Below are 21,975 nucleotides of genomic sequence, written 5' to 3' on the forward strand. Positions count from 1 at the left end.
AGTTATTTACAATGAGTAATTACCACATAAAACATTTAGAAGAATATTATCAAGTTTATAGAAAATCCGTCAGGGAACCTGAAAATTTTTGGGAAGAAGTTGCAGAAGAACATTTTATGTGGCAAAAAAAGTGGGATAATGTGCTGAGCTGGGATTTTAGTAAACCGGAAGTGAAATGGTTTGAAGGTGCTAAATTAAATATTACCGAAAACTGTATTGATAGACATTTAGCCACTCGTGGCGAAAAAACCGCTATTATTTTTGAACCTAATAGTCCAGATGAGGCAGCAGAACATATAACTTATAATCAGTTACACGAACGGGTTAATAAATTCGCCAATGTTTTAAAAACAGAAGGCATCACAAAAGGCGATCGGGTTTGTATTTATTTGCCGATGATTCCAGAATTAGCGATTTCCGTTTTGGCTTGCGCTAGAATCGGTGCCATTCATTCAGTGGTGTTCGCAGGGTTTTCCGCGACAGCGTTATCAACGAGAATTAATGATTCGGATTGTAAGATGGTCATTACCAGTGACGGCTCTTACCGTGGCGAAAAATCCATTGATTTAAAAGGCATTGTGGATGATGCTTTAGAGGATTGTCCGTGCGTAAAAACGGTTTTGGTCGCCAAACGAATCCATTCTGAAATAGACATGAAAGCTGGCCGCGATAAATGGTTACAACCTTTATTGGATAATGCTTCTGCTATTTGTAAAGCTGAAATTATGGATGCGGAAGATCCATTATTCATTTTGTATACATCGGGTTCAACCGGAAAACCAAAAGGCATGGTGCATACCACGGGGGGCTACATGGTTTTCACGGCTTATACCTTTAAGAATGTGTTTCAATATAGAGATGGCGACATCTATTGGTGTACTGCAGATATTGGATGGATTACGGGACATAGTTATATTGTTTATGGTCCGCTAGCAAATGGCGCTACCACCATCATGTTTGAAGGTGTGCCACATTACCCGGATTTCGGACGCTTTTGGAAAGTCATAGAAAAGCATAAAGTGACCCAATTTTATACAGCACCAACAGCCATTCGTGCCTTAGCAAAACAAGGAACAGAGTTGGTTGATCAATATGATTTATCCTCGCTTAAAGTCTTGGGGTCTGTTGGAGAACCTATAAATGAAGAAGCGTGGCATTGGTATAATGATAATATAGGGAAGAAAAATAGTCCGATTGTGGACACTTGGTGGCAGACAGAAACAGGTGGGATTATGATTTCGCCCATTCCGTTTGTAACGCCAACAAAACCAACTTACGCCACGCTTCCATTCCCTGGGATTCAACCTGCTTTAATGGATGAAACTGGCGAGGAATTAAAAGGCAATCAGGTAGATGGCAGACTATGCATTAAATTCCCTTGGCCAAGTATGGCGCGAACCATTTGGGGCAATCATGAACGTTATAGAGAAACCTATTTTTCGACATTTGAAAATAAGTATTTTACAGGAGATGGTGCTTTGCGTGATGAAGTCGGTTATTACAGAATCACGGGTCGCGTTGATGATGTGATTATTGTGTCTGGACATAATTTAGGAACGGCTCCTATAGAAGATGCTATTAACGAACACCCAGCGGTGGCAGAATCTGCCATAGTTGGATTTCCACATGAAATTAAAGGGAATGCCTTATACGGATTTGTTATTTTGAAAGACACGGGCGAATCGCGTGTGCATGATAACTTGCGTAAAGAAATCAATCAAATCATATCTGAGCATATCGGACCGATAGCTAAATTGGATAAAATTCAGTTTACAAGTGGCTTACCAAAAACACGCTCGGGAAAAATCATGCGTCGTATTTTACGCAAAATTGCTTGTAAGGACATTTCTAATTTGGGTGATACGAGTACGTTATTAAATCCAGAAGTTGTTCAGGAGATTATTGATAATGCTTTGTGAAAAATATACGTCCTACATAATTTAAAGAAGAAATCATGAAAAAATTAATTTTATTTTTTGGCTTAATTTTTATGATGCATGTATCTTATGGACAAGAATCGACAGATGCTATGACGGCTGAATTTTTTAAAAAATATGAAAAGGATACAAACGCGGCTTTTGATTATATTTTTGGAACCAACAAATGGATGGGTGAAAATAAAGATGGAACAGAAAAAGTTAAATTTCAGATTAGAGAATATGCCAATTTAATGGGGCAATATATTGGATTTGAAAAATTAACTGAAAAATCTCTTGGGGAAAGTTTAAAAGTATCTATTTATCTAGTGAAGTATGATAGACAGCCGTTAAGGTTTATTTTTAAGTATTATAAAGCAAAAGATAAGTGGATGCTGTTTAATTTAAAATTTGATGATAAGATTGATGACGAACTTGATGAGATTATGAAATATGATTATTTAAATGGGAATTAAATCATAAGCAGCTTAGAAATTATATATGAAGCTTCTAAAGATGATTATTTGATTTTGTTACAGACAAGAACAATTTTGTTACCATCCGTATCCGTCGTAAAAAACAAATACAAGTCACCACCATCCTTAATGCCTAGTTTTTTTCGTATTTGCTCAACCGTTTCAGGAAAATTTCGGGTCGTAATATTGGCTTTGGTGATTACTAATTGTTTCAGTTCTTTTTTGTTATAAGGAATTATGTTTTCGATTTTAAAACGTCTTCCCGGAAACGGAATCAGTGATTCACTGGTATATAAATGTGAATGTTTATGAAGTTTAAAAATTGATAGCTTCTCTGGAACAGTATTGAAGGCCCCAGCTTTTAAAATAGCGGTGTTGGGTTCGTATAAATAGGTAAGTGGTTGGCTGTATTGTGATTCTAATGATTTTTCATCTTTCAATTGAAATTCAAAATAATCGTCGGAGCCATGTTTTAAATTGATGGTTTTTATATGTATGTCTCCGGTAAAACCATCTTCCAAAATCCACAGTAATTCTTTGACTTCATTATTGACGGCCACTACATGAATGGTTTTAACGAACTGTAATTCGCCAATACCGACCGATATATCAAGCAATGGCGATGTTTTAATCATAATATTTTTTGAATGCTGAAAAAGTAACTCTAAATGTTCTGGAACATTAGGTAAACAATCATTTAAAAGGAAGACTTTGCCTTTGCTGTCGTGACGTCTGGAAGGGTCTATGTAAATCCAATCAAGTGCTTCATCGGTCTTTTCCAAATACTCTAAGCCATCAGTATGTATGGTTTTAATATTCGAAACCAGAAGTTGTTTGTAATTATGCGCAACGATTTCCGATAGTTTCTTATCAATCTCACAATGCGTCACCAAATCAAATTGTTTTGAGAAATAATAACAATCGACACCAAAACCGCCCGTTACGTCAATCATGCTTTTCCCATGCATCAAACTAGCTTTATAGTCCGCCGTAGTTTCAGAAGACGTTTGCTCAATATTTAATTTATTGGGATAGTAAATAAGTGGGGTTTTAAACCAGATGGGGAGCTTCTTTTCGCACTTGACTTTAGCTTCTATTTGTTCGATGAGTTCTTTGGTAGTAACGGCGTCAAAAGTGGTTCCTTTTAATACGATTTCAGAAATATTCGACTGTAAATGATTATTTATAAAATTCTGTATATCAGTATTTAAAATAGCTGTATTCAAAGTAAAACTAAAGGTCTTTAGTAAGCTTTTTAACAATCTTGTTTTCTGATAAAAACTCTTTTAAAATTACTTTAATCGCCGTGTAGCCCGGTACCGCTACCATCATACCAATAATGCCAAAAAGAATGCCTGCTATGATAATGATTAGAAATATTTCCAATGGATGCGACTTTACGCTTTTTGAAAAAATGATGGGCTGACTCAAATTATTGTCTATGAATTGTGCTATTAAACAACCAATGACAACGTAGATGGTTTTTGGGAAAATAACCTCACTAAAACTTGCTCCCAAATTACTGGTCATTGTTAAAATGATAATTAAAACAAGACTGATTAATGGGCCTACATAGGGAATTAAATTCAGCAAAGCACATAAAAAAGCAATGATGATGGCGTTCTTAATTCCGAAAACAACCAAAACAATCATATAAAGAATGAAGAGAATGACCATTTGTAAAATAAGACCATTAAAATATCTGGATAACAAATCCTTAATTTTGGTTGATGAGTTTTTCCACCGACTTTCTTTACTATCTGGAATGAACATAAGAATACCATTTTCAAAAAGTTGACTGTCTTTTAAAAAGAAAAAAGAGATGAATAATACAGAGAAAAAACCAACAGTAAAATTACCAAAGCCACTAATAATGGAATTAAAAAAAGCGGGAATTATTGAATAATCAATTTTAGAAAATAGATTGTAGTCATTAAAAGATTGTTTAACATCTAAATCATTCAATTGGAAATAATTAATGATTTGTATGTATAAATCCTCTAGATTCTTTTGTAGTTCATCTATGTTTAATAAGGATAAGTTATGAATTTGTTCAATAACCAAAGGGATAAATAAGCTCATGATGCCTAAAAATATAGCAATCAACAATACCATAGTTACAATGACAGCAAGCGTGTTTTTAAACTTGAAGCGCCTTCTTAAAAACAATACAATGGGCCTTCCTATTAGGGAAATAACGGCGGCAATAGCCAAATAAGCCAAAACAGACCGTATTTCATATAAGAAAAAAAGCAGAATAGCAACGCCAATGATAATGGACAATGCTCTTAGAATACCGCTTGCTATTATTTTTGAATTCATTTAGTAAATATAATAAATCGGCTATAAAAGTTGCTTAGTCATTTCATATAAAGCAATATTGGTAGCTTGTACCACATTCATGCTACTATTTTGTCCGAACATATCAATATGAACAATCGCATCCGAGTTTTTTAAAGTAGCTTCAGAAACTCCGAAATTCTCATCTCCAATGACTAAAACGATAGGTTTTTCTTTTGAAAATGTATAGGCATGAAGTGGCTGACTGGAATTGGTGATTTCAAGCGAGATGATTTGGTAACCTTTAGTTTTTAAATGGTCTATAACGTTTGAAGCGGATTCTGAAATTTCATAATTCACCACCTTTTCGGTCGCTCTCGATGTTTTGGTCATTTTTCTTCCAAGCTCAATATGTTTACCACAAAGAATTAATTTTTCAACTCCAAAAGCGTCTGCTGTTCTGAATAAACTTCCCATATTGGGGGCATTCGTAACGTTGTCGCAAACCAATATGATGGGGAATGTGCGTTTTGGAAAGGTTGTGTTGTAGTGAGTTAATTGCACTGGTGTTTAGTTGTTTGTTGTTAAGATGTTTGTTGTTGAGATGTTTAATCGTTTAATTGTGTAATCGTAAATCGCAACTCGTTAATTGTTTTAGTTGTTTAATCGTTTATTCATAAATCGTACATCATAATCACTTCAATTTTCAAACGCATATTTCACAATATTGGCACCCATTTTAAGGGCTTTTTCCCTAACATCTGCGGGGTCGTTGTGTACATCAGGGTCTTCCCAGCCGTCGCCTAAATCGCTTTCCAAAGTGAATAATAATACCAATCGGTCTTCGTGAAAAATACCAAATGCTTGCGGACGTTTGCCATCATGTTCATGGATTTTTGGCAAACCTTCAGGAAATTTGTAAACCGTATTAAACACACCATGATTGGAAGGAAGCTCCACTAAATCCTTATCAGGAAATACTTTTTTAAGTTCTTTGGTGATATAAGGCTTCATACCATAATTGTCATCGATATGTAAAAAACCTCCGGAAACTAAATAATTACGTAAATTTTCGGCATCCGTTTCACTAAAAAAAACGTTGCCATGCCCCGTCATGTGTAAAAAAGGGTATTGAAAAATATCTTGGCTGCCTACTTCAACTTCTTGCGCTTTTGGGTGGATTTTAGTATTGATATTCGAGTTACAATAGGCAATTAAATTTTTTAAAGCTGTTGGATTAGAGTACCAATCGCCACCGCCTTTATATTTAAGTAATGCGATGTCTTGTGAAAAGGAGATGAAAGATAATAGACAAAAGATAATAGACAAAAGTATTGACGTTCTTTTCATCTGTTTTTATTATTTAAATTTCGGTCAGATGCAACACCCTCAATAATCATCCTCGTGTGTCTTAATGTTTTTATCATTGGTGTTTCATATTATATTATTCATTTATAAAAGCTACAGAATGGCAAGCCACAATAGCGGCGGTTTCTGTACGTAATCTGGTGTCTCCCAAAGTTACGGGAATAAATTTATTTTCAATTGCCATTTTAATTTCTTTAACGCTAAAATCGCCTTCGGGTCCGATTAAAATGGTTATATTCGAATTCGGTGTAATCTCATTTTTTAAAGATTTTTTATCGGTTTCTTCGCAATGGGCAATGAATAAATCTCCCGCAAACTTCTGATTTATAAAATCCTTAAATAAAATAGGTTCGTTAAGTTTTGGTAAATAACAGCTTAAGGATTGTTTCATGGCCGACTGCACGATTTTTTCAAAACGGTCGTTTTTTACAATTTTCCGTTCACTGTGATCGCAGATAATTGGGGTAATAGTATCAATACCAATTTCAGTCGCTTTTTCTAAAAACCATTCATAACGGTCGTTCATTTTTGTCGGTGCAACTGCTAAATGCAACTGGTAGTTTCTTTTTGGTTGAAGGGATTTGTCAACTATTTTCACCAAACATTTTTTTATATCAGCCAGTGTGATTTCGGCAGTAAATAGCCAACCTTCGCCATTGGTGATATGGAGCGTATCGCCCATATTTTTACGCAACACTTTTACAATGTGATTGCTTTCTTCTTTAGAAAAAGAAAACTCATTTGTTGTTTCGGTAATATCTGGATTGTAGAAAAGCTGCATCTAGTTAAGTTAAAAGTGAAAAATTAAAAGTTAAAAGTAATTTTTAAACTTGTTACAAACTCCTTCCATTTGGGAAGGTTGGGTAGGGCTTCAAATTTTCAGTCGTGCCGAAGCCGCTACATTTTGTTCAGCAAAATCACCATCTAAATATTTTAAATAGCCTACAATGGCAATCATGGCAGCATTATCGGTCGTGAATTCGAATTTAGGCACATAAGTGGTCCACCCGAATTTTTGCTCACCATCTTTCAATGCTTTTCTAATACCAGAGTTTGCGGATACACCACCGCCAATAGCAATATGTTTAATGCCAGTTTCTTTAACGGCCAGTTTTAATTTGTCAATTAAAATACCAATAATGGTGTGTTGAATAGAGGCACAAATGTCATTGATGTTCTCTGCTATAAAATTGGGATTGTTTTTGGTTTCATTCTGGATAAAATATAAAATCCCTGTTTTCAACCCTGAAAAACTAAAATTTAAACCATCTACTTTTGGTTTTGTAAAAGCATACGCTTTCGGATTGCCCAATTGCGCTCTTTTATCCATTTCTGGACCGGCAGGATAACCCAAACCGAGTATTTTGCCACTTTTATCAAACGCTTCGCCAACGGCATCATCAATGGTTTCGCCAATCACTTCCATGTCAAAATAATGGTTCACCTTCACGATTTGTGTATGTCCACCAGAAATGGTCATTGCCAAAAACGGAAACGGTGGTTTATTGTAACCCTCTTCATCAATAAAATGTGCGAGAATATGTCCTTGCATGTGGTTCACGTCTATAAGTGGAATATCCAATCCATAAGCCAACGATTTCGCAAAAGAAGTCCCAACAAGGAGCGAACCCATAAGCCCAGGACCACGCGTAAACGCAATGGCATGGAGTTGATCTTTGGTAATGTTTGCTTTTTTAAGAGCTTGTGTGACTACGGGAACAATGTTTTGTTGATGGGCCCTAGAAGCCAATTCTGGCACCACGCCACCATATTCTTCATGTATTTTTTGGTTGGCAATAACATTACTTAAGATACGCCCGTTATGTATTACGGAAGCCGCAGTATCATCGCAAGAAGACTCAATTCCCAGTATGTAAATATTTTGTGAAGTCATTAGTTAAAATTAGGCACAATAATTGTTAATTTTGAAAATAATTAAAAGTCTGATGCTTTCAATTGTCCGTATTTGCAAAACTACTCATTTATTTTTTTAATGAATGTGTAAAAATTGTTTAAGTAGTTTGCTTTAGACAATTTTTTAAATGAGTATTTGCTAGGGAAATATAGTTCATTCTTAATAAAATAATATCTTTAAACGTATCAAAAAAGCCTTAAAAATAGCATCAAAAATAGTAGGTGTACTACTACTCTTGTTCATCATTTTGGTGTTAATATTATCTATTCCTGCCATACAAACCCGACTTGGTAAATATGCCACCAACCGTCTTAATGAAGAATTTGGCACCAATATTAATATTGGAAAGGTAGGATTGCAATTTAATGGCGATGTTGAGCTTAAGCAAATTTATGTAGAAGATTATAAAAAAGATACCCTGATTAGTATAGCCGAATTAAACACTTCAATTTTAAGTATAAGGAACTTGATTAATGGCAAGTTGGCTTTTGGGGATATCGATATTATGGATTTAGTCTTTAATATTAAAACCTATCAAGGGGAGAATGATACCAATTTAGATGTTTTTGTAGCCAAATTTGAAGATGATAACCCAAGGGTTGAAGAGAGCCACTTTTTAATGTCTTCTAGTGATGTTTCCATTTACAACGGGATTTTTAAATTGACCGATGAAAATAAAGAAACGGTCAAACTCTTAGCATTTTATAATTTGAACATTAATGCTACTAACTTTTTAATTAACGGTAGTGATGTTAGCGCTAGAATAAACACATTAGCTTTTAAAGATCATAGGGGTTTTGAAATGAAAAATATGACAACAAATTTTTCATACACATTAAAGGACATGATATTTTCCAGTCTTGATATTGAAACACCTCACTCAAATTTAAAAGGGTATTTGCAATTTGTTTATAACAGGGAAGACTTTATAGATTTTGAAAACAAAGTAAAGATAGTTGCGAATTTTAAGGATTCCAGCATATTGCTAGATGAGCTGAATATTTTTTATAACGAGTTTGGTAAAAACCAACTTGTCACTTTTAATGCCGATTTAACGGGAACTTTAAACGATTTGTATGTTGGTGATGTGGAATTGAACACCAACACCAATACCCAAGTTTACGGTAATATGCACTTTAAAAACCTATTTAATAGCGAGCCGGATAATTTTTATATGGACGGAAGTTTTACAAATCTTTCTTCAACTTATAAAGATTTAAAAGCTATGTTACCTAATGTTTTAGGAGCTTCCATTCCAAGTGCTTTCGATAAACTGGGTAAATTTACCATAGCTGGAAAAACTGAAATTACATCTTCCACGGTTAAAGCCAATATTCAAATAGATACCGATTTAGGCTTTCTTGATTCTAAACTGGAAATAAATAAAATTAATGACATAGATAATGCTATTTATAAAGGCAATGTCGCTTTTGAAAATTTTGATTTTGGAGTGTTTTTAAATGACCCAAAAATTGGTTTAGGGTCTTTAAATGTTGATGTTAAAGGACAGGGGTTTATTGCTGCAACCATTAATACACAGGTCATTGGTAATATTTTCGAAATAGAATATAACGATTATAATTATACATCCATCAAAGTTGAAGGGAATGTTAGAAACAAAATATTTGACGGAAATCTTATTTCAAATGATGAAAATTTAATGCTAAATTTTAATGGATTGGTAGATTTTTCAGAAAAAGATAATAAGTATGATTTCGAAGCCAATATAGGTTATGCCAATTTAAACGCATTAAATTTTATAAAGAAAGACAGCATATCTATTTTAAGAAGTAATGTTAAGATGAATGTAAATGGCAGCTCATTGGATAATGCCTATGGTAAAATTTCATTCAGTAACACCTCATATAAAAATCAAAATGACACCTATTATTTTGATAAGTTTGACGTTACTTCTAGGTTTGAAGACAAAATCCGATTTTTAGAAATAAACTCACCCGATATCATTGAAGGTAATTTAAACGGACGTTTTGTGATTAAGGATTTGCCCAAACTAGTGCAAAATTCAATAGGGCATATTTACACAAATTACATTCCTAATAAAGTGACCAGTAATCAATATGTTGATTTTAATTTTAAAATTTATAACAAAATTATTGAAGTTTTTTATCCTGAAATAGAGCTAGGTAAAAACACATTTATAAGGGGCAGGGTTGAAACCGATGAAGAAAAATTTAGGGTAACGTTTAAATCTCCTGAAATAAAAGTATATGATTATTTTGCCAATAATATAGAACTGCAAGTAGATAATAGTAATCCGCTTTTTAACACGTATTTAGAAGTAGATAGCATCAATACAAAATACTACAATGTTTCTAAACTTAATTTAATAAATGTGACGCTTCGTGACACCTTATTTATGAGGGCTGAATTTACAGGCGGAAAACAAAATAAAGATAGTTACAATTTAAGTTTTTACCATACCATTAATGAAGATAAACAATCTGTTGTCGGCTTTAAAACCTCTGATATCACTATAAAGGATACCAAATGGTACATAAACGAAAAACAAGATAGGTTTAACAAATTCACATTCAATAATAGCTTTACGTATTTCAATATTGACAGGTTATTTATAAACCATGAAAATCAAGAATTAAGCCTTTCTGGATTTATAAAAGATTCTACCCAAAAAGATTTAAAACTTAATTTTAAAAATGTAGATCTAGCTAAAATTACCCCAGATATAGATAGCTTGTCTTTAGGAGGAAATGTGAATGGTAAATTGGATCTTTTACAGAAAAATGGTAATTATTTACCAAACTCCACTATTGTTATAGATAATTTTAAGGTTAATGATTTTGAGTTTGGATCGTTTGACGCCAGTATTACAGGTAATGAAAACCTAACAAATTATATTGTTGACGTAACTATCAAGGATGATGTTAAAAAATCATTCAGGGCGCAAGGGGATATTAGTGTCATGGGCAGCGAACCCAATATTGATGTCAGTTTAACTTTTAATGATTTTGCATTAAAACCATTAAACCCATTACTCCAAGATGTATTGAGCAATATTAGAGGAAGTGTTACGGGAGATGTCAACCTTAATGGTAATTTAAAGCAGCCCGATATCAATGGAAATCTTACCTTAAATAAAGCAGGGTTAACCATACCATATCTTAATGTCGATTACAGTTTTGCCGATAAATCCTCGGTCACTTTAAAAGATCAAAGTTTTATTTTTAACAACATTCAATTAACGGATACTAAGTTTAACTCAAAAGGACAATTAAATGGTAGTTTGAGCCATACAAATTTTTCGAAATGGGCTTTAGATTTACGATTAAATACACCTAGATTGCTAGTTCTAGATACTAAATTGACCGATGAATCCGCCTATTATGGCACGGGCTTTATTGGTGGTTCAGCAACCATTAAGGGGCCAACAGACCAATTGTCCATAGCAGTAGTAGGAGAGACCAAGGCGGGAACTGTATTTAAAATTCCGTTAAATAATACAGAGTCTTTTGGAGATAATTCATTCATTCATTTTATAACCAAAGAAGAAAAAGAGGCCAAACAAAAAGGTATTGATTTGGTTTTAAATGATGTTTATGGTCTTGAATTGGACTTTGATTTAGATATTACTGAAGATGCCGAGGTAGAACTCATCATCAATCAAGAAACAGGGCATGCTTTAAGGGGAAGAGGGAATGGTAACATACTTTTAGAAATCAACACCAACGGGAAGTTTAATATGTGGGGGGATTTTTCGGTATTTCAAGGGGTATATAATTTTGCTTATGGTGGCTTAATTAGAAAAGAATTCACAGTAAAACCAGGGGGAACCATTGCTTGGGATGGCGATCCATTAAAAGCACGTATTAATATTTCAGCAGTTTATAGAACAGAAACCAACCCATCGCCATTATTGGATAATCCAATTAATAGAAGCATTCCTGTTAATTTGAATATTACTTTAACGGGACAATTAGAACAACCCGTACCACTGTATCAGTTTGAATTTCCAAATGTAAATTCTGCTGTAAAATCCGAGCTTCAGTACCGATTGGAGTCTGAGGAAGATAAGCAAAACCAAGCCCTTTATTTACTATCAACAGGCTCTTTTTCTAGAGGAATAAGCGAACTTAATTTTTCTGGCACCATTGCAGAAAGGCTTAATGGCATTATTAATAGCTTTTTTACAAACGGAGATGGTAAACTAAATATAGGTGTTAATTATGAAGTAGGTACCAACAGACCTGATTATAGAACAGATAGTAGATTCGATTTAAAATTGCAAACAAAAATCAGTGATCGTGTACTTATTAATGGTAAGGTAGGCGTACCTGTTGGAGGGTCGGGGGCCAATGAAACAGTCGTAGCAGGAGATGTTGAAATTAATTTTTTATTGAATGAAGACGGTACTTTAACAGCCAATGTATTTAACAGGGAAAATAGTATCAGGAATTTTGGTGAAGCCATTGGTTATACACAAGGCGTTGGGCTTACTTATAGTGTTGATTTCGATACATTTAGAGAGTTAATACGAAGTTTATTTAAAAAGGAGGAAACTCCGGAAAGTCTAATCCAGGAGGAAGAACCCCCTCAAGAAGTTAAACCTCAAGAAGAAGCCGAAGATTATGATGAGGATGGATATGAAGAAGATGATGAAGCAAATGCCTTTCCTGGTTTTATTAAACAAAAGTCTACAAAGAAAAAAGATGAATAATTTAAGAAAAAAAGCCTCTTTTTTGTATAAAAATTAAAATTTCATATTTTTTATTAACTAAAACGTTATAGTTTTGCAACTCCCATTAAAATAGGATAAATGCTATCGCTATCTAATTTTTCTTTAGTAATTTTACCTATAATTAAAAAATTTCCATGCCAAAAGCAATAAAAAAAATAGGGGTTTTAACATCTGGGGGCGATTCTCCCGGGATGAATGCAGCAATACGTTCGGTAGTCAGAACATGTGCATATCATAATGTTGAGTGTATTGGTATTTACCGTGGTTATGAAGGACTTATTGAAGGTGATTTTCAAATAATGGATGCTAGAAGCGTCAGAGGGATTATCAACAAAGGTGGTACTATGCTTAAGTCGGCAAGATCTAAAGAATTCAGGGAAAAAGAAGGAAGAAAAAAAGCTTTTCAAAAATTATCTGAGGCTGGTATAGATGCTCTTGTAATCATTGGGGGTGATGGGTCGTTTACTGGGGGTATGATTTTTAATGAGGAATTTGATTTTCCAGTAATAGGAATTCCAGGAACTATAGATAATGATATTGTAGGTACATCGCATACCTTAGGTTTTGATACTGCTTTAAATACTGTTGTAGATGCCATTGATAAAATTAGGGATACGGCTAGTTCGCATAATAGATTGTTTTTTGTGGAAGTGATGGGCAGGGATGTTGGTCACATCGCTTTAAACGTAGGAATCGCAGGTGGTGCAGAAGAAATTTTAATTCCTGAGGAAGATTTAGGATTGGACCGACTTGTGGAATCTTTGAACAGAAGTAGAAAATCAGGAAAAACATCCAGTATTGTTGTTGTTGCTGAAGGCGACAAAATAGGAAAGAACATTTTTGAACTAAAAGATTATGTCGACCAAAATATGGAAGGTTATGACGTTAGAGTGTCGGTTTTAGGACACATGCAACGTGGCGGGCCACCATCATGTTTTGACCGTGTTTTGGCGAGTAGAATGGGCGTGAAAGCAGTTGAGTCCTTGTTGGAAGGAAAGACCAATTATATGGTCGGGCTCATAAATGGTGTTATGGAATTAACGCCTCTAGAAATGGCTATAAAAGGAAAAACAAAAATAAACTTAGAATTATTGCGTGTCTCAGATATCATGAGCACTTAACATTTATAAACAAAATTATGTCAAAATTAAAATTAGGAATTAACGGATTTGGTAGAATAGGTAGAATTGCTTTTAGAGTAGCAGTTAGTAGACCAGATGTTGAAGTAGTTGGTATTAACGATTTGTTAGATGTTGAACATTTAGCTTATTTATTAAAATACGATTCTACCCATGGTCGTTTTAACGGCACTGTTGAAGTAAAAAATGGCCACTTAGTAGTTAATGGCAAAGAAATAAGAATTACTGCAGAGCGTAATCCAGAAGATTTAAAATGGGATGCTATTGGTGCAACCGTTGTATTAGATTGTACAGGTATTTTCACAACCTTGGAAGGTGCACAAAAACACATCACTGCAGGTGCTAAAAAAGTAGCTATTTCTGCACCGTCTGCGGATGCTCCTATGTTTGTTATGGGTGTAAACCATAAGCAAATCACGGCTGAGCATACCATTGTTTCAAACGCATCGTGTACAACAAACTGCTTAGCGCCTTTAGCGAAAGTTATCAATGATAATTTCGGAATTGTAGAAGGTTTAATGACAACCGTTCATGCTACTACAGCAACTCAATTAACTGTTGATGGTCCATCAAGAAAAGATTGGAGAGGTGGTAGAAGTGCTTTAATCAACATCATTCCTTCTTCAACAGGAGCGGCTAAAGCTGTTGGAAAAGTGATTCCAGAATTGAATGGTAAATTAACTGGTATGGCGTTTAGGGTTCCTACTGCGGATGTGTCTGTAGTGGATTTAACGGTAAGAACAGAAAAATCTGCTACTTGGGCTGAAGTTAAAGCGGCTTTAAAGAATGCTTCAGAAGGTGATTTAAAAGGTATTTTAGGTTATACTGAAGAAGCAGTCGTATCTCAGGATTTCGTATCAGAACCTATGACTAGTATTTTTGATGCTGATGCAAGTATTGCTTTAAATGATAATTTCTTTAAATTAGTATCTTGGTACGATAATGAATTTGGATATTCAACTAAATTAGTTGATTTAGCACAACACATAAGCAAAATATAATTCAAGAAAAAAGTAGTATTAACAACTCCACAGATGTATTGTAAACCGCAAGATTCTGTGGAGTTTTTTATTTAAAACCCCATGATTTTAATTGTTGATAGTGGCTCTACAAAAAGTGATTGGATTGCTGTAGATAATAACGGAAATAAGTTAAAGGAAAAGATTCGTACTAAAGGACTTAATCCAGAAATCTTAACAGAGGACAAACTAAAAAAAATAATTAAAAAGAATCCAGATTTAAAGGCACATAAAACCGAAGTCACTCATGTGTTTTTTTACGGAGCCGGTTGTGGAACGGATAGAGGTAAAGAGATCGTGCGTAATGTACTCAAAGATATTTTTTTAAATGCGGTTGTAAAAGTAGAAGAGGATACTTTGGCAGCGGTTTATGGCACGATTAATCATGACACCGAAGCTGCCGTGGTTTGTATTTTGGGAACTGGTTCTAACTGTAGCTATTTTGATGGGAAAATATTGCACCAGCGTGTACAATCTTTAGGTTATATTTTAATGGACGATGCTTCAGGTAATTATTACGGCAAGGAACTCATTAGGGATTATTATTTCAATCACATGCCTGAAGCTATTAAAGTAGCCTTTGGCAGCAAGTATAATTTGGAACCAGATTATATTAAGTATAATATTTATAAGCAATCCAATCCAAATGCCTATTTAGCAAACTTTGCGGAATTTATGTTTTTAAATAAAGATTCCGAATACATTGTGGAGCTTATAAAAAAAGGCATTCGCTTGTTTGTAAAAAACATGATCATGCAGTACAAGGAAGAAATTAAAACCGTTCCCGTACATTTTGCAGGCTCTATTGCTTATTTCTCAAAAGAAGAAATTAAAGAAGTCGCACAAGAAATGGGCTTTACAGTTGGTAATTTTGAACGTCGTCCTATTGAAGGGTTGGTGACTTTCCATACTAAAAATTTATAATCATATTTCTTAATAAACCATTTTTTGAATACTCATATTGCGCTTTATATTTCAAATAAGAATGATAAACATCAACTTATTGAGCGTATTATAGATGGTCAACTTTTTGATGGCTTTTCAAATTTAAAAGGTGCTGTTTTTTCTGAAATCATTTTAAATCAATTCATTCAAGAAGAAATCATCCATGAGCATTTTGATGTTTTAACAGATACCAAAAATAGTCTTCAAAAATCTTCTGAAGGGGAACGAAAAAAAGCCTTATTAAATCATCTCATTTTGCAAAACCCAGAATACCTTATTGCAGATAATGTTTTTGGTAATCTGGATACTTCGGCACAAGCAGAGATTCAACAGACTTTAAAGCAATTAAGTTTAAAAATTCCTATCATACAGATTACAAATAGAGTGGGAGATATACTTTCTTTTATTGATAAAATTTATCGATTACAAGAAAACACTTTGGTGCCTATTAATGATATAAATTTTTTAAAAGTGGAAACCCACACTTTGTTTGTAGAATCATTGCCAAAAAATCACCATTCAACTTTAAAAAAAATTAATCCGTTAGTGACATTTAAAAATGTATCGGTCAATTATGGGGACAGGCCTATTTTAAACACCATTAATTGGGAAATTAAATCCGGGGAATTTTGGCAACTTAAAGGCCCAAACGGTTCTGGAAAAAGCACCATATTGTCTATGATTTCTGGTGATAATCCCAAAGCGTTTTTACAGGACATCACCTTATTCGGTATGAAAAAGGGGAGTGGTGAAACGGTCTGGGATATTAAAAGGCATATTGGTTATTTTTCATCCGACATGCTGAGAGGGTTTTTACGGTCAGATTCCATTGAAAACATGATTATTTCAGGTTTTTTTGATTCCATAGGGCTTTATAAATTCCCGTTGGAACGGCAAACCCTTATAGCGCATCAATGGTTACGTATTTTGAATATGTTTGATATTAAAGAAACGAACTTTTTGTCATTATCTACTGGTCACCAACGCTTGGTTTTGATTGCCAGAGCCATGGTAAAACAACCACCTTTATTAATTTTAGATGAACCCACCAACGGACTCGATGATGTAGATGCTCAATTATTCACGCAACTCGTAAATAAAATAGCTTCAGAAAGTGATACCGCTATTTTATACGTATCTCACAGGCAAGAAGTGGGGCTCAAACCCGATTTTATTTATGAGTTAGTACCAAATGAAAATGGTTCTATTGGGAAAATAGTGTCTTCTTAATAAATAAATGTGGACTGTTAAGTTTTACCTTATGAAACATGATTGAATATAGTAAACGTTATCGAATCATTTTGCATTTACTGATTTCTGATTTTACTTGATTGTCATTCGAACATTAAGTTTAACGTGTTTTAAATCTTAACCGTTTTTAGGCGTAATGCATTCGCTATAACCGATACTGAACTAAAACTCATGGCCAAAGCAGCAATCATTGGGGACAATAAAATTCCGAATACAGGAAATAGAACCCCAGCAGCGATGGGAATCCCTAAGGTGTTATAAACAAGAGCGAAAAATAGATTTTGTTTAATATTCCTCATGACGCTATGACTTAAATTCCTTGCTTTTACAATACCATTCAAATCGCCTTTTACCAAACTTATCATAGCGCTTTCAATGGCTACATCAGTTCCCGTACCCATAGCAATCCCGACATCGCTTTTTGCCAAGGCTGGTGCATCATTGATTCCGTCTCCTGCCATAGCAACAATTTTACCCGCTTGTTGCAATTTTTCTACTACTTTCAGTTTGTCTTCGGGCAACATACTCGCTTTAAAATCAGTCAATTTAAGTTCTGAAGCAACGGCTTGAGCTGTTTCGTGATTATCACCTGTTAGCATGATGACCTGAATGCCTTTGGCTTGAAGTGCTTTAATAGCTTCGCTACTGGTCGCCTTTATTTTATCGCCAATAACCACGTAACCAATAACGGCATTATCCATAGCTAAAAAGGACACGGTTTTCCCTTTTTTCTGATGGATTTTGGCTTCCTCTTGCATTTCCAGAGTCAGTTCTGCTTGGGCATAGGTCATCATTTTAGGATTTCCCAATCCTAATTTTTTACCTTTAACCTTCCCCTCAACACCTTTCCCGGTCACAGCGCTAAAACCTTCAATAGGTAATATTTCGGCATGGTGTTCTTTACCATAGGCCACAGTCGCTTCGGCTAAAGGGTGTTCGCTGTTGTTGTTTAATGACACAATATACTGTAAAACGTCTTTTTCGCTGTAGTCATTATGAAAAGAACCTACTTTTTCTACAGTTGGTTTGCCTTCCGTGATGGTGCCTGTTTTATCAATTATCAAGGTATCTACTTTATCCATTTTCTCAAGGGCTTCGGCACTTTTAATCAAGATGCCATTTTGAGCACCTTTGCCCACACCCACCATAACAGACATAGGTGTTGCCAATCCTAAGGCACAAGGGCATGCAATGATCAATACGGCAATAGCATTTACCAGCGCATATACATAAGCGGGTTCGGGACCCAAAATAGCCCAAACGGCAAAGGTTATGATGGAAATGATGACTACCGCAGGAACGAAATAACTAGAGACTTTATCTGCTAAATTTTGAATGGGTGCACGACTTCTACTGGCCTCGTTTACCATATGGATGATTTGGGAAAGTAACGTATCACTACCCACTTTTTCAGCTTTCATTAAAAACACTTGGTTCCCATTAATGGTACCGCTATTTACTTTATCACCCTCTGTTTTATTAACGGGAATAGGTTCTCCTGTAATCATGGATTCGTCAATCGTTGTGTCTCCTTGTGTAATGACACCATCAACGGGGATTTTATCTCCCGGTTTTACTTTTAGAATATCGTTTAGTTCTATGTTGTCGATACTCACGACTATTTCTTCACCACGAACCATTTTAATGGCCTTACTAGGGGCTAATTTCAATAGTTCTTTTACTGCAGAATTGGTTTTACTATGCGCACGGGCTTCTAAAAACTGACCTAACAATACCAATGTTAAAATGACCGTAGCCGCTTCAAAGTATACATGAACGGCACCAGATTCGGTTTTAAACTGAGACGGAAACATATGGGGAAAAAGCATCCCGATGATACTGAATAGCCAAGCCACACCGGCACCAATACCAATGAGTGTGAACATGTTAAGGTTCCAAGTTTTAATGCTTCTGTAGGCACGTTCAAAAAACATCCACGTAGCGTAAAACACGACTGGAATGGACAATGCAAATTGTGCCCAATTCCAACTACTTTGTTCCATAACATCATATAGTGGATTTTTGGAAACCATCTCGCTCATAGCGATTAAAAAAATGGGTAAGGTGAATGCCGTAGCCATCCATAATTTCTTTAAAAGCGTTTTATAGGTTCGTTCCTCTGCAGAAAGGTCTGGTTCCTTTGGGACTAATTCCATGCCACAAATGGGGCAAGAACCCGCCTCGTCTTTCACAATTTCTGGGTGCATTGGGCAGGTATATTGTTGGGTTGAAAGGGAAGATAGATTTTGTTCTTCAACAAGATCCATCCCACAAACAGGACAATCGCCCGGTTTATCATAGGTTTTATCGCCTTCGCAATGCATGGGGCAATAGAACGTTCCCGTACCTTTTCCTTTAGGTTGTTCTTTTTGTTTTGGTTCTGTGTGATGCTGATGCCCACCAGGTAAATGAATACCATATCTGCCACCATCATTTTTAAGAGCTTCTTGAAAAGTTTCCAAAGGAATATGGGATGTCATTTCAATCGTTACTTCTGCGGCTTCTAAATTAACCGTTGCTTTAGAAACGCCCTTAACTTTTGAAAGGGTTTGTTCTACATGACTGCGGCAACCATTGCAAGTCATTCCTGTTATGTGATAGGTATGTACCATAATCTTGAATTTTAAGGTTAAAAACTATGTTACAAAGTTCGGGAGTTGGTCGTGTATCTTTGTTGTAGAATTTTGGTTATGAGTTGTAACATTTATAAATCCTCAATCTGCATGCGTTTTTTGTCTTTTAATTGTTTGTAATGCGAAGGCGAAAAGCCCGTAATCTTTTTAAACTGATTGCTCAAATACGCTACGCTGCTATAATGGAGCAAAAAAGCAATTTCACTGAGACTCATTTCATCATACATCAGGAGTTCCTTAACACGTTCAATTTTTTGAAGGATGAAATACTTCTCAATGGTGATACCTTCTACCTCAGAGAATAGATTACTTAACATGGCATAATCTTGCAATAAATGATTAGAAATGTATTCTGATAAGTTTGCATTAAGATCATTGTTTTTGTGATGTACCAAATCAATGATTAAGGTTTTTATTTTATCAATGGACTTACTTTTTTTATCATCTATCAATTCAAATCCAAATACTTTTAGTGTGACTGCTATGTCATGCTTTTGCTGCTCCGTAACAGGTTCCAGCATTTCAATGACTCCCAAATCAACAGAAAGTAGTTGAATTCCGAGTTTTTCTAACTCAGACTTCACTACCATTTTACAACGGCTACAAACCATATTTTTTATATAGAGTTTCATGGCTTTTAATGGTCTTTCGTTTTATCATTTAATGGTTGTAATTGCGGCAAATGAAGATGGAATTTCACGGCAATCAATCGTAAGATAATAACGGTTGACGCAGCTATTATTTCAGTAATATCTGTTGGTAAGCTAAAATAACTACAAAGAAAATAGACACCACCACCTGCAACACAGGCAAGCGCATAAATATCTTTTCTGAAAATTAAAGGCACTTCGTTTAATAATACATCTCTCACGATGCCACCTACTGTGCCAGTAATGGTTCCCATAACAATACAAACCCATAAAGGAAGCCCCGCATTAATACTTAAAGTAATGCCTACTATGGTAAATAGTCCAAGTCCAATGGTGTCAAATAAAAATAAGGTGCTTCCCCATTTGAAAAGCTTGTCTTTAAACAATAGTGTGGCGATAAGGGCAACGCCTGTGGTTAGGAAATATTTAGCATCCAATATCCAAAATGGCGTGACGTCAAGTAATAAATCTCTCATGGTGCCTCCACCAATAGCAGTAACTAAACCAATAATATACGCCCCAAACCAATCAATTTGTTTGCCCGAAGCCAACCGGATACCACTAATGGCAAAAGCAAATGTGCCTAAGAGTTCTATTATTGTAGTGAAATTTATTTCCAAAATAGATTATTTATAGTTCAGTTTTTATTCATTCGTACCACAAGTTGTGTCTTTCTAATTCCAAAGGTTTACTCGGAAATTATCTGATGGGTGTTAATTTAGGCAATATTTACCATAAGCTAAAATTAAGAAAGAAACCTAATAAGAAAACGTTTCTCTAAACCGCAGGTCGAATATCAACCGCCACTTTCATTTTGTTTTTACCGGTGCTGTAAATAACACCTTTTAGTGGTGGGACATCGTAATAATCACGTCCCCAAGACACTACGATATGTTGGTTTTTGGGTATTTGGTTGTTTGTGGGGTCAAAATCTACCCAACCAAATTTAGGGATATACACTGAAAACCAGGCGTGGGATGCATCGGCTCCAACTAATTTTATTTTTCCGGGGGGAGGCACCGTTTCAATATAACCACTGATGTAGCGTGCGGGCAATCCAACCGAACGGACACAGGCAATGGCAATTTGTGCAAAATCTTGACAAACGCCTTTTTTCTCTTTCATCACATCATGTATGGGCGTAGCCACATTGGTAAACTCCGAGTTAAACTCAAAGTCGGTGTAAATGCGTTGCATTAACTCGTAAGCCGCTTCAAAAACGGGTCGGTCAGGCTTAAAGGATATTTCTGCATAGGCTTTTATATCAGGCGTAATTCCAGCAATGAGGATGGATTCCAATACAAACTGACGGACGTCCAATATGGGCTCTTCATAGCTTTTTAGTTCAATCAACGCTTGTTGTAATGTGATGCTTTTTCCTTCTTCAGAGGCATCTATATTGGGTTGTAAACTATAATCCCTAAGTATTTTGCTATGGGTGGTTACTTTTAGTTCACTATGGTATTTTTGAATGGAAAATCGGGTAATGGTATTTCCGAAAAAATCCAATTTTTCAGAAATATCGCTGGGTGTTGGGCTGATGACTATTTGATAATCCAATACGGTTTGCCCAAGCATATCTTTTGGTTTCAATGTGGCCAGATTGTGGCAAAAAGTGACCCCACTTTCATAAAAATAACTGGTAGTATGTGATACTTGAAATATCATG

General features: G+C 35.1%; 17 protein-coding genes. 7 read left to right on the forward strand and 10 right to left on the reverse strand.

Features of this window, described 5'->3' with window-relative positions:
• Positions 1 to 11: 11 nt before the first annotated feature.
• Both acs and CDH50_RS07530 read left to right on the forward strand, forming a co-directional pair.
• Positions 12 to 1,919 (forward strand): acetate--CoA ligase, encoded by a 1,908-nt coding sequence (acs, locus tag CDH50_RS07525; RefSeq protein WP_100611404.1) that lies wholly within the window; start codon positions 12 to 14, stop codon positions 1,917 to 1,919.
• A 35-nt stretch (positions 1,920 to 1,954) separates the two neighbouring features.
• Positions 1,955 to 2,392 (forward strand): hypothetical protein, encoded by a 438-nt coding sequence (locus CDH50_RS07530; RefSeq protein WP_100611405.1) that lies wholly within the window; start codon positions 1,955 to 1,957, stop codon positions 2,390 to 2,392.
• Positions 2,393 to 2,436: 44 nt separating this feature from the next.
• Here CDH50_RS07530 and CDH50_RS07535 read toward each other — a convergent pair whose 3' ends face one another.
• The 6 genes from CDH50_RS07535 to tsaD form a co-directional block, all read right to left on the reverse strand.
• Entirely contained in the window at positions 2,437 to 3,618 is a 1,182-nt protein-coding gene (locus tag CDH50_RS07535; RefSeq protein WP_100611703.1) for a THUMP-like domain-containing protein, read from the reverse strand.
• A gap of 7 nt (positions 3,619 to 3,625) precedes the next feature.
• A complete protein-coding gene (locus CDH50_RS07540; protein ID WP_100611406.1) occupies positions 3,626 to 4,714 on the reverse strand; it encodes an AI-2E family transporter in 1,089 nt (362 codons plus the stop codon).
• 21 nt (positions 4,715 to 4,735) lie between these two features.
• Positions 4,736 to 5,236, reverse strand: coding sequence for a TrmH family RNA methyltransferase (locus tag CDH50_RS07545; RefSeq protein WP_100611407.1), 501 nt, complete (start codon positions 5,234 to 5,236; stop codon positions 4,736 to 4,738).
• A 135-nt stretch (positions 5,237 to 5,371) separates the two neighbouring features.
• A complete protein-coding gene (locus CDH50_RS07550; RefSeq protein WP_100611408.1) occupies positions 5,372 to 6,022 on the reverse strand; it encodes a DUF4159 domain-containing protein in 651 nt (216 codons plus the stop codon).
• A gap of 94 nt (positions 6,023 to 6,116) precedes the next feature.
• Positions 6,117 to 6,821 carry a 16S rRNA (uracil(1498)-N(3))-methyltransferase gene (locus CDH50_RS07555; RefSeq protein WP_100611409.1) on the reverse strand — a complete coding sequence of 235 codons (705 nt, stop codon included), beginning with the start codon at positions 6,819 to 6,821 and terminating at the stop codon, positions 6,117 to 6,119.
• A gap of 90 nt (positions 6,822 to 6,911) precedes the next feature.
• The gene (gene tsaD, locus CDH50_RS07560) at positions 6,912 to 7,934 is read right to left on the reverse strand and encodes a tRNA (adenosine(37)-N6)-threonylcarbamoyltransferase complex transferase subunit TsaD (RefSeq protein ID WP_100611410.1); all 1,023 of its coding nucleotides are present in this window, start codon (positions 7,932 to 7,934) and stop codon (positions 6,912 to 6,914) included.
• Positions 7,935 to 8,205: 271 nt separating this feature from the next.
• Between tsaD and CDH50_RS07565 the strand changes: the two genes are divergently transcribed.
• The 5 genes from CDH50_RS07565 to CDH50_RS07585 all read left to right on the forward strand — a co-directional run bounded on the left by CDH50_RS07565 (position 8,206) and on the right by CDH50_RS07585 (position 17,002).
• On the forward strand, positions 8,206 to 12,648 hold the full coding sequence (locus CDH50_RS07565; protein ID WP_100611411.1) for a translocation/assembly module TamB domain-containing protein: 4,443 nt from the start codon (positions 8,206 to 8,208) through the stop codon (positions 12,646 to 12,648).
• Between the two features lie 155 nt (positions 12,649 to 12,803).
• Positions 12,804 to 13,790, forward strand: a complete 987-nt coding sequence (gene pfkA / locus CDH50_RS07570) for a 6-phosphofructokinase (RefSeq protein WP_100611412.1) — start codon at positions 12,804 to 12,806, stop codon at positions 13,788 to 13,790.
• A gap of 17 nt (positions 13,791 to 13,807) precedes the next feature.
• Positions 13,808 to 14,809, forward strand: a complete 1,002-nt coding sequence (gap, locus tag CDH50_RS07575) for a type I glyceraldehyde-3-phosphate dehydrogenase (protein WP_100611413.1) — start codon at positions 13,808 to 13,810, stop codon at positions 14,807 to 14,809.
• An 81-nt stretch (positions 14,810 to 14,890) separates the two neighbouring features.
• On the forward strand, positions 14,891 to 15,751 hold the full coding sequence (locus tag CDH50_RS07580) for an N-acetylglucosamine kinase (RefSeq protein ID WP_100611414.1): 861 nt from the start codon (positions 14,891 to 14,893) through the stop codon (positions 15,749 to 15,751).
• 24 nt (positions 15,752 to 15,775) lie between these two features.
• Positions 15,776 to 17,002, forward strand: a complete 1,227-nt coding sequence (locus CDH50_RS07585) for an ATP-binding cassette domain-containing protein (RefSeq protein WP_157804949.1) — start codon at positions 15,776 to 15,778, stop codon at positions 17,000 to 17,002.
• Positions 17,003 to 17,133: 131 nt separating this feature from the next.
• Here CDH50_RS07585 and CDH50_RS07590 read toward each other — a convergent pair whose 3' ends face one another.
• The 4 genes from CDH50_RS07590 to CDH50_RS07605 form a co-directional block, all read right to left on the reverse strand.
• Complete coding sequence (locus tag CDH50_RS07590; protein ID WP_100611416.1) at positions 17,134 to 19,635, reverse strand: heavy metal translocating P-type ATPase; 2,502 nt, start codon at positions 19,633 to 19,635, stop codon at positions 17,134 to 17,136.
• A gap of 92 nt (positions 19,636 to 19,727) precedes the next feature.
• Entirely contained in the window at positions 19,728 to 20,288 is a 561-nt protein-coding gene (locus tag CDH50_RS07595; RefSeq protein ID WP_100611417.1) for a helix-turn-helix domain-containing protein, read from the reverse strand.
• Between the two features lie 5 nt (positions 20,289 to 20,293).
• Positions 20,294 to 20,926: a trimeric intracellular cation channel family protein gene (locus tag CDH50_RS07600; protein WP_100611418.1), complete on the reverse strand. Its 633-nt coding sequence runs from the start codon at positions 20,924 to 20,926 to the stop codon at positions 20,294 to 20,296.
• Between the two features lie 157 nt (positions 20,927 to 21,083).
• Positions 21,084 to 21,974, reverse strand: a complete 891-nt coding sequence (locus CDH50_RS07605) for a transglutaminase family protein (RefSeq protein ID WP_100611419.1) — start codon at positions 21,972 to 21,974, stop codon at positions 21,084 to 21,086.
• Position 21,975: the final 1 nt, after the last annotated feature.

Origin of the sequence: Confluentibacter lentus (genome assembly GCF_002806995.1) — a bacterium.
In the GTDB taxonomy this organism is placed as follows: domain Bacteria; phylum Bacteroidota; class Bacteroidia; order Flavobacteriales; family Flavobacteriaceae; genus Confluentibacter; species Confluentibacter lentus.

Bases quoted from the DNA above. Each gene is read 5' to 3' on its own strand.
- pfkA (WP_100611412.1), top strand. From the start codon at position 12,804: ATGCCAAAAGCAATAAAAAAAATAGGGGTTTTAACATCTGGGGGCGAT.
- CDH50_RS07550 (WP_100611408.1), bottom strand. From the start codon at position 6,022: ATGAAAAGAACGTCAATACTTTTGTCTATTATCTTTTGTCTATTATCT.
- gap (WP_100611413.1), top strand. From the start codon at position 13,808: ATGTCAAAATTAAAATTAGGAATTAACGGATTTGGTAGAATAGGTAGA.
- CDH50_RS07580 (WP_100611414.1), top strand. From the start codon at position 14,891: ATGATTTTAATTGTTGATAGTGGCTCTACAAAAAGTGATTGGATTGCT.
- acs (WP_100611404.1), top strand. From the start codon at position 12: ATGAGTAATTACCACATAAAACATTTAGAAGAATATTATCAAGTTTAT.
- CDH50_RS07530 (WP_100611405.1), top strand. From the start codon at position 1,955: ATGAAAAAATTAATTTTATTTTTTGGCTTAATTTTTATGATGCATGTA.
- CDH50_RS07605 (WP_100611419.1), bottom strand. From the start codon at position 21,974: ATGATATTTCAAGTATCACATACTACCAGTTATTTTTATGAAAGTGGG.
- CDH50_RS07555 (WP_100611409.1), bottom strand. From the start codon at position 6,821: ATGCAGCTTTTCTACAATCCAGATATTACCGAAACAACAAATGAGTTT.
- CDH50_RS07540 (WP_100611406.1), bottom strand. From the start codon at position 4,714: ATGAATTCAAAAATAATAGCAAGCGGTATTCTAAGAGCATTGTCCATT.
- CDH50_RS07590 (WP_100611416.1), bottom strand. From the start codon at position 19,635: ATGGTACATACCTATCACATAACAGGAATGACTTGCAATGGTTGCCGC.
- tsaD (WP_100611410.1), bottom strand. From the start codon at position 7,934: ATGACTTCACAAAATATTTACATACTGGGAATTGAGTCTTCTTGCGAT.
- CDH50_RS07595 (WP_100611417.1), bottom strand. From the start codon at position 20,288: ATGAAACTCTATATAAAAAATATGGTTTGTAGCCGTTGTAAAATGGTA.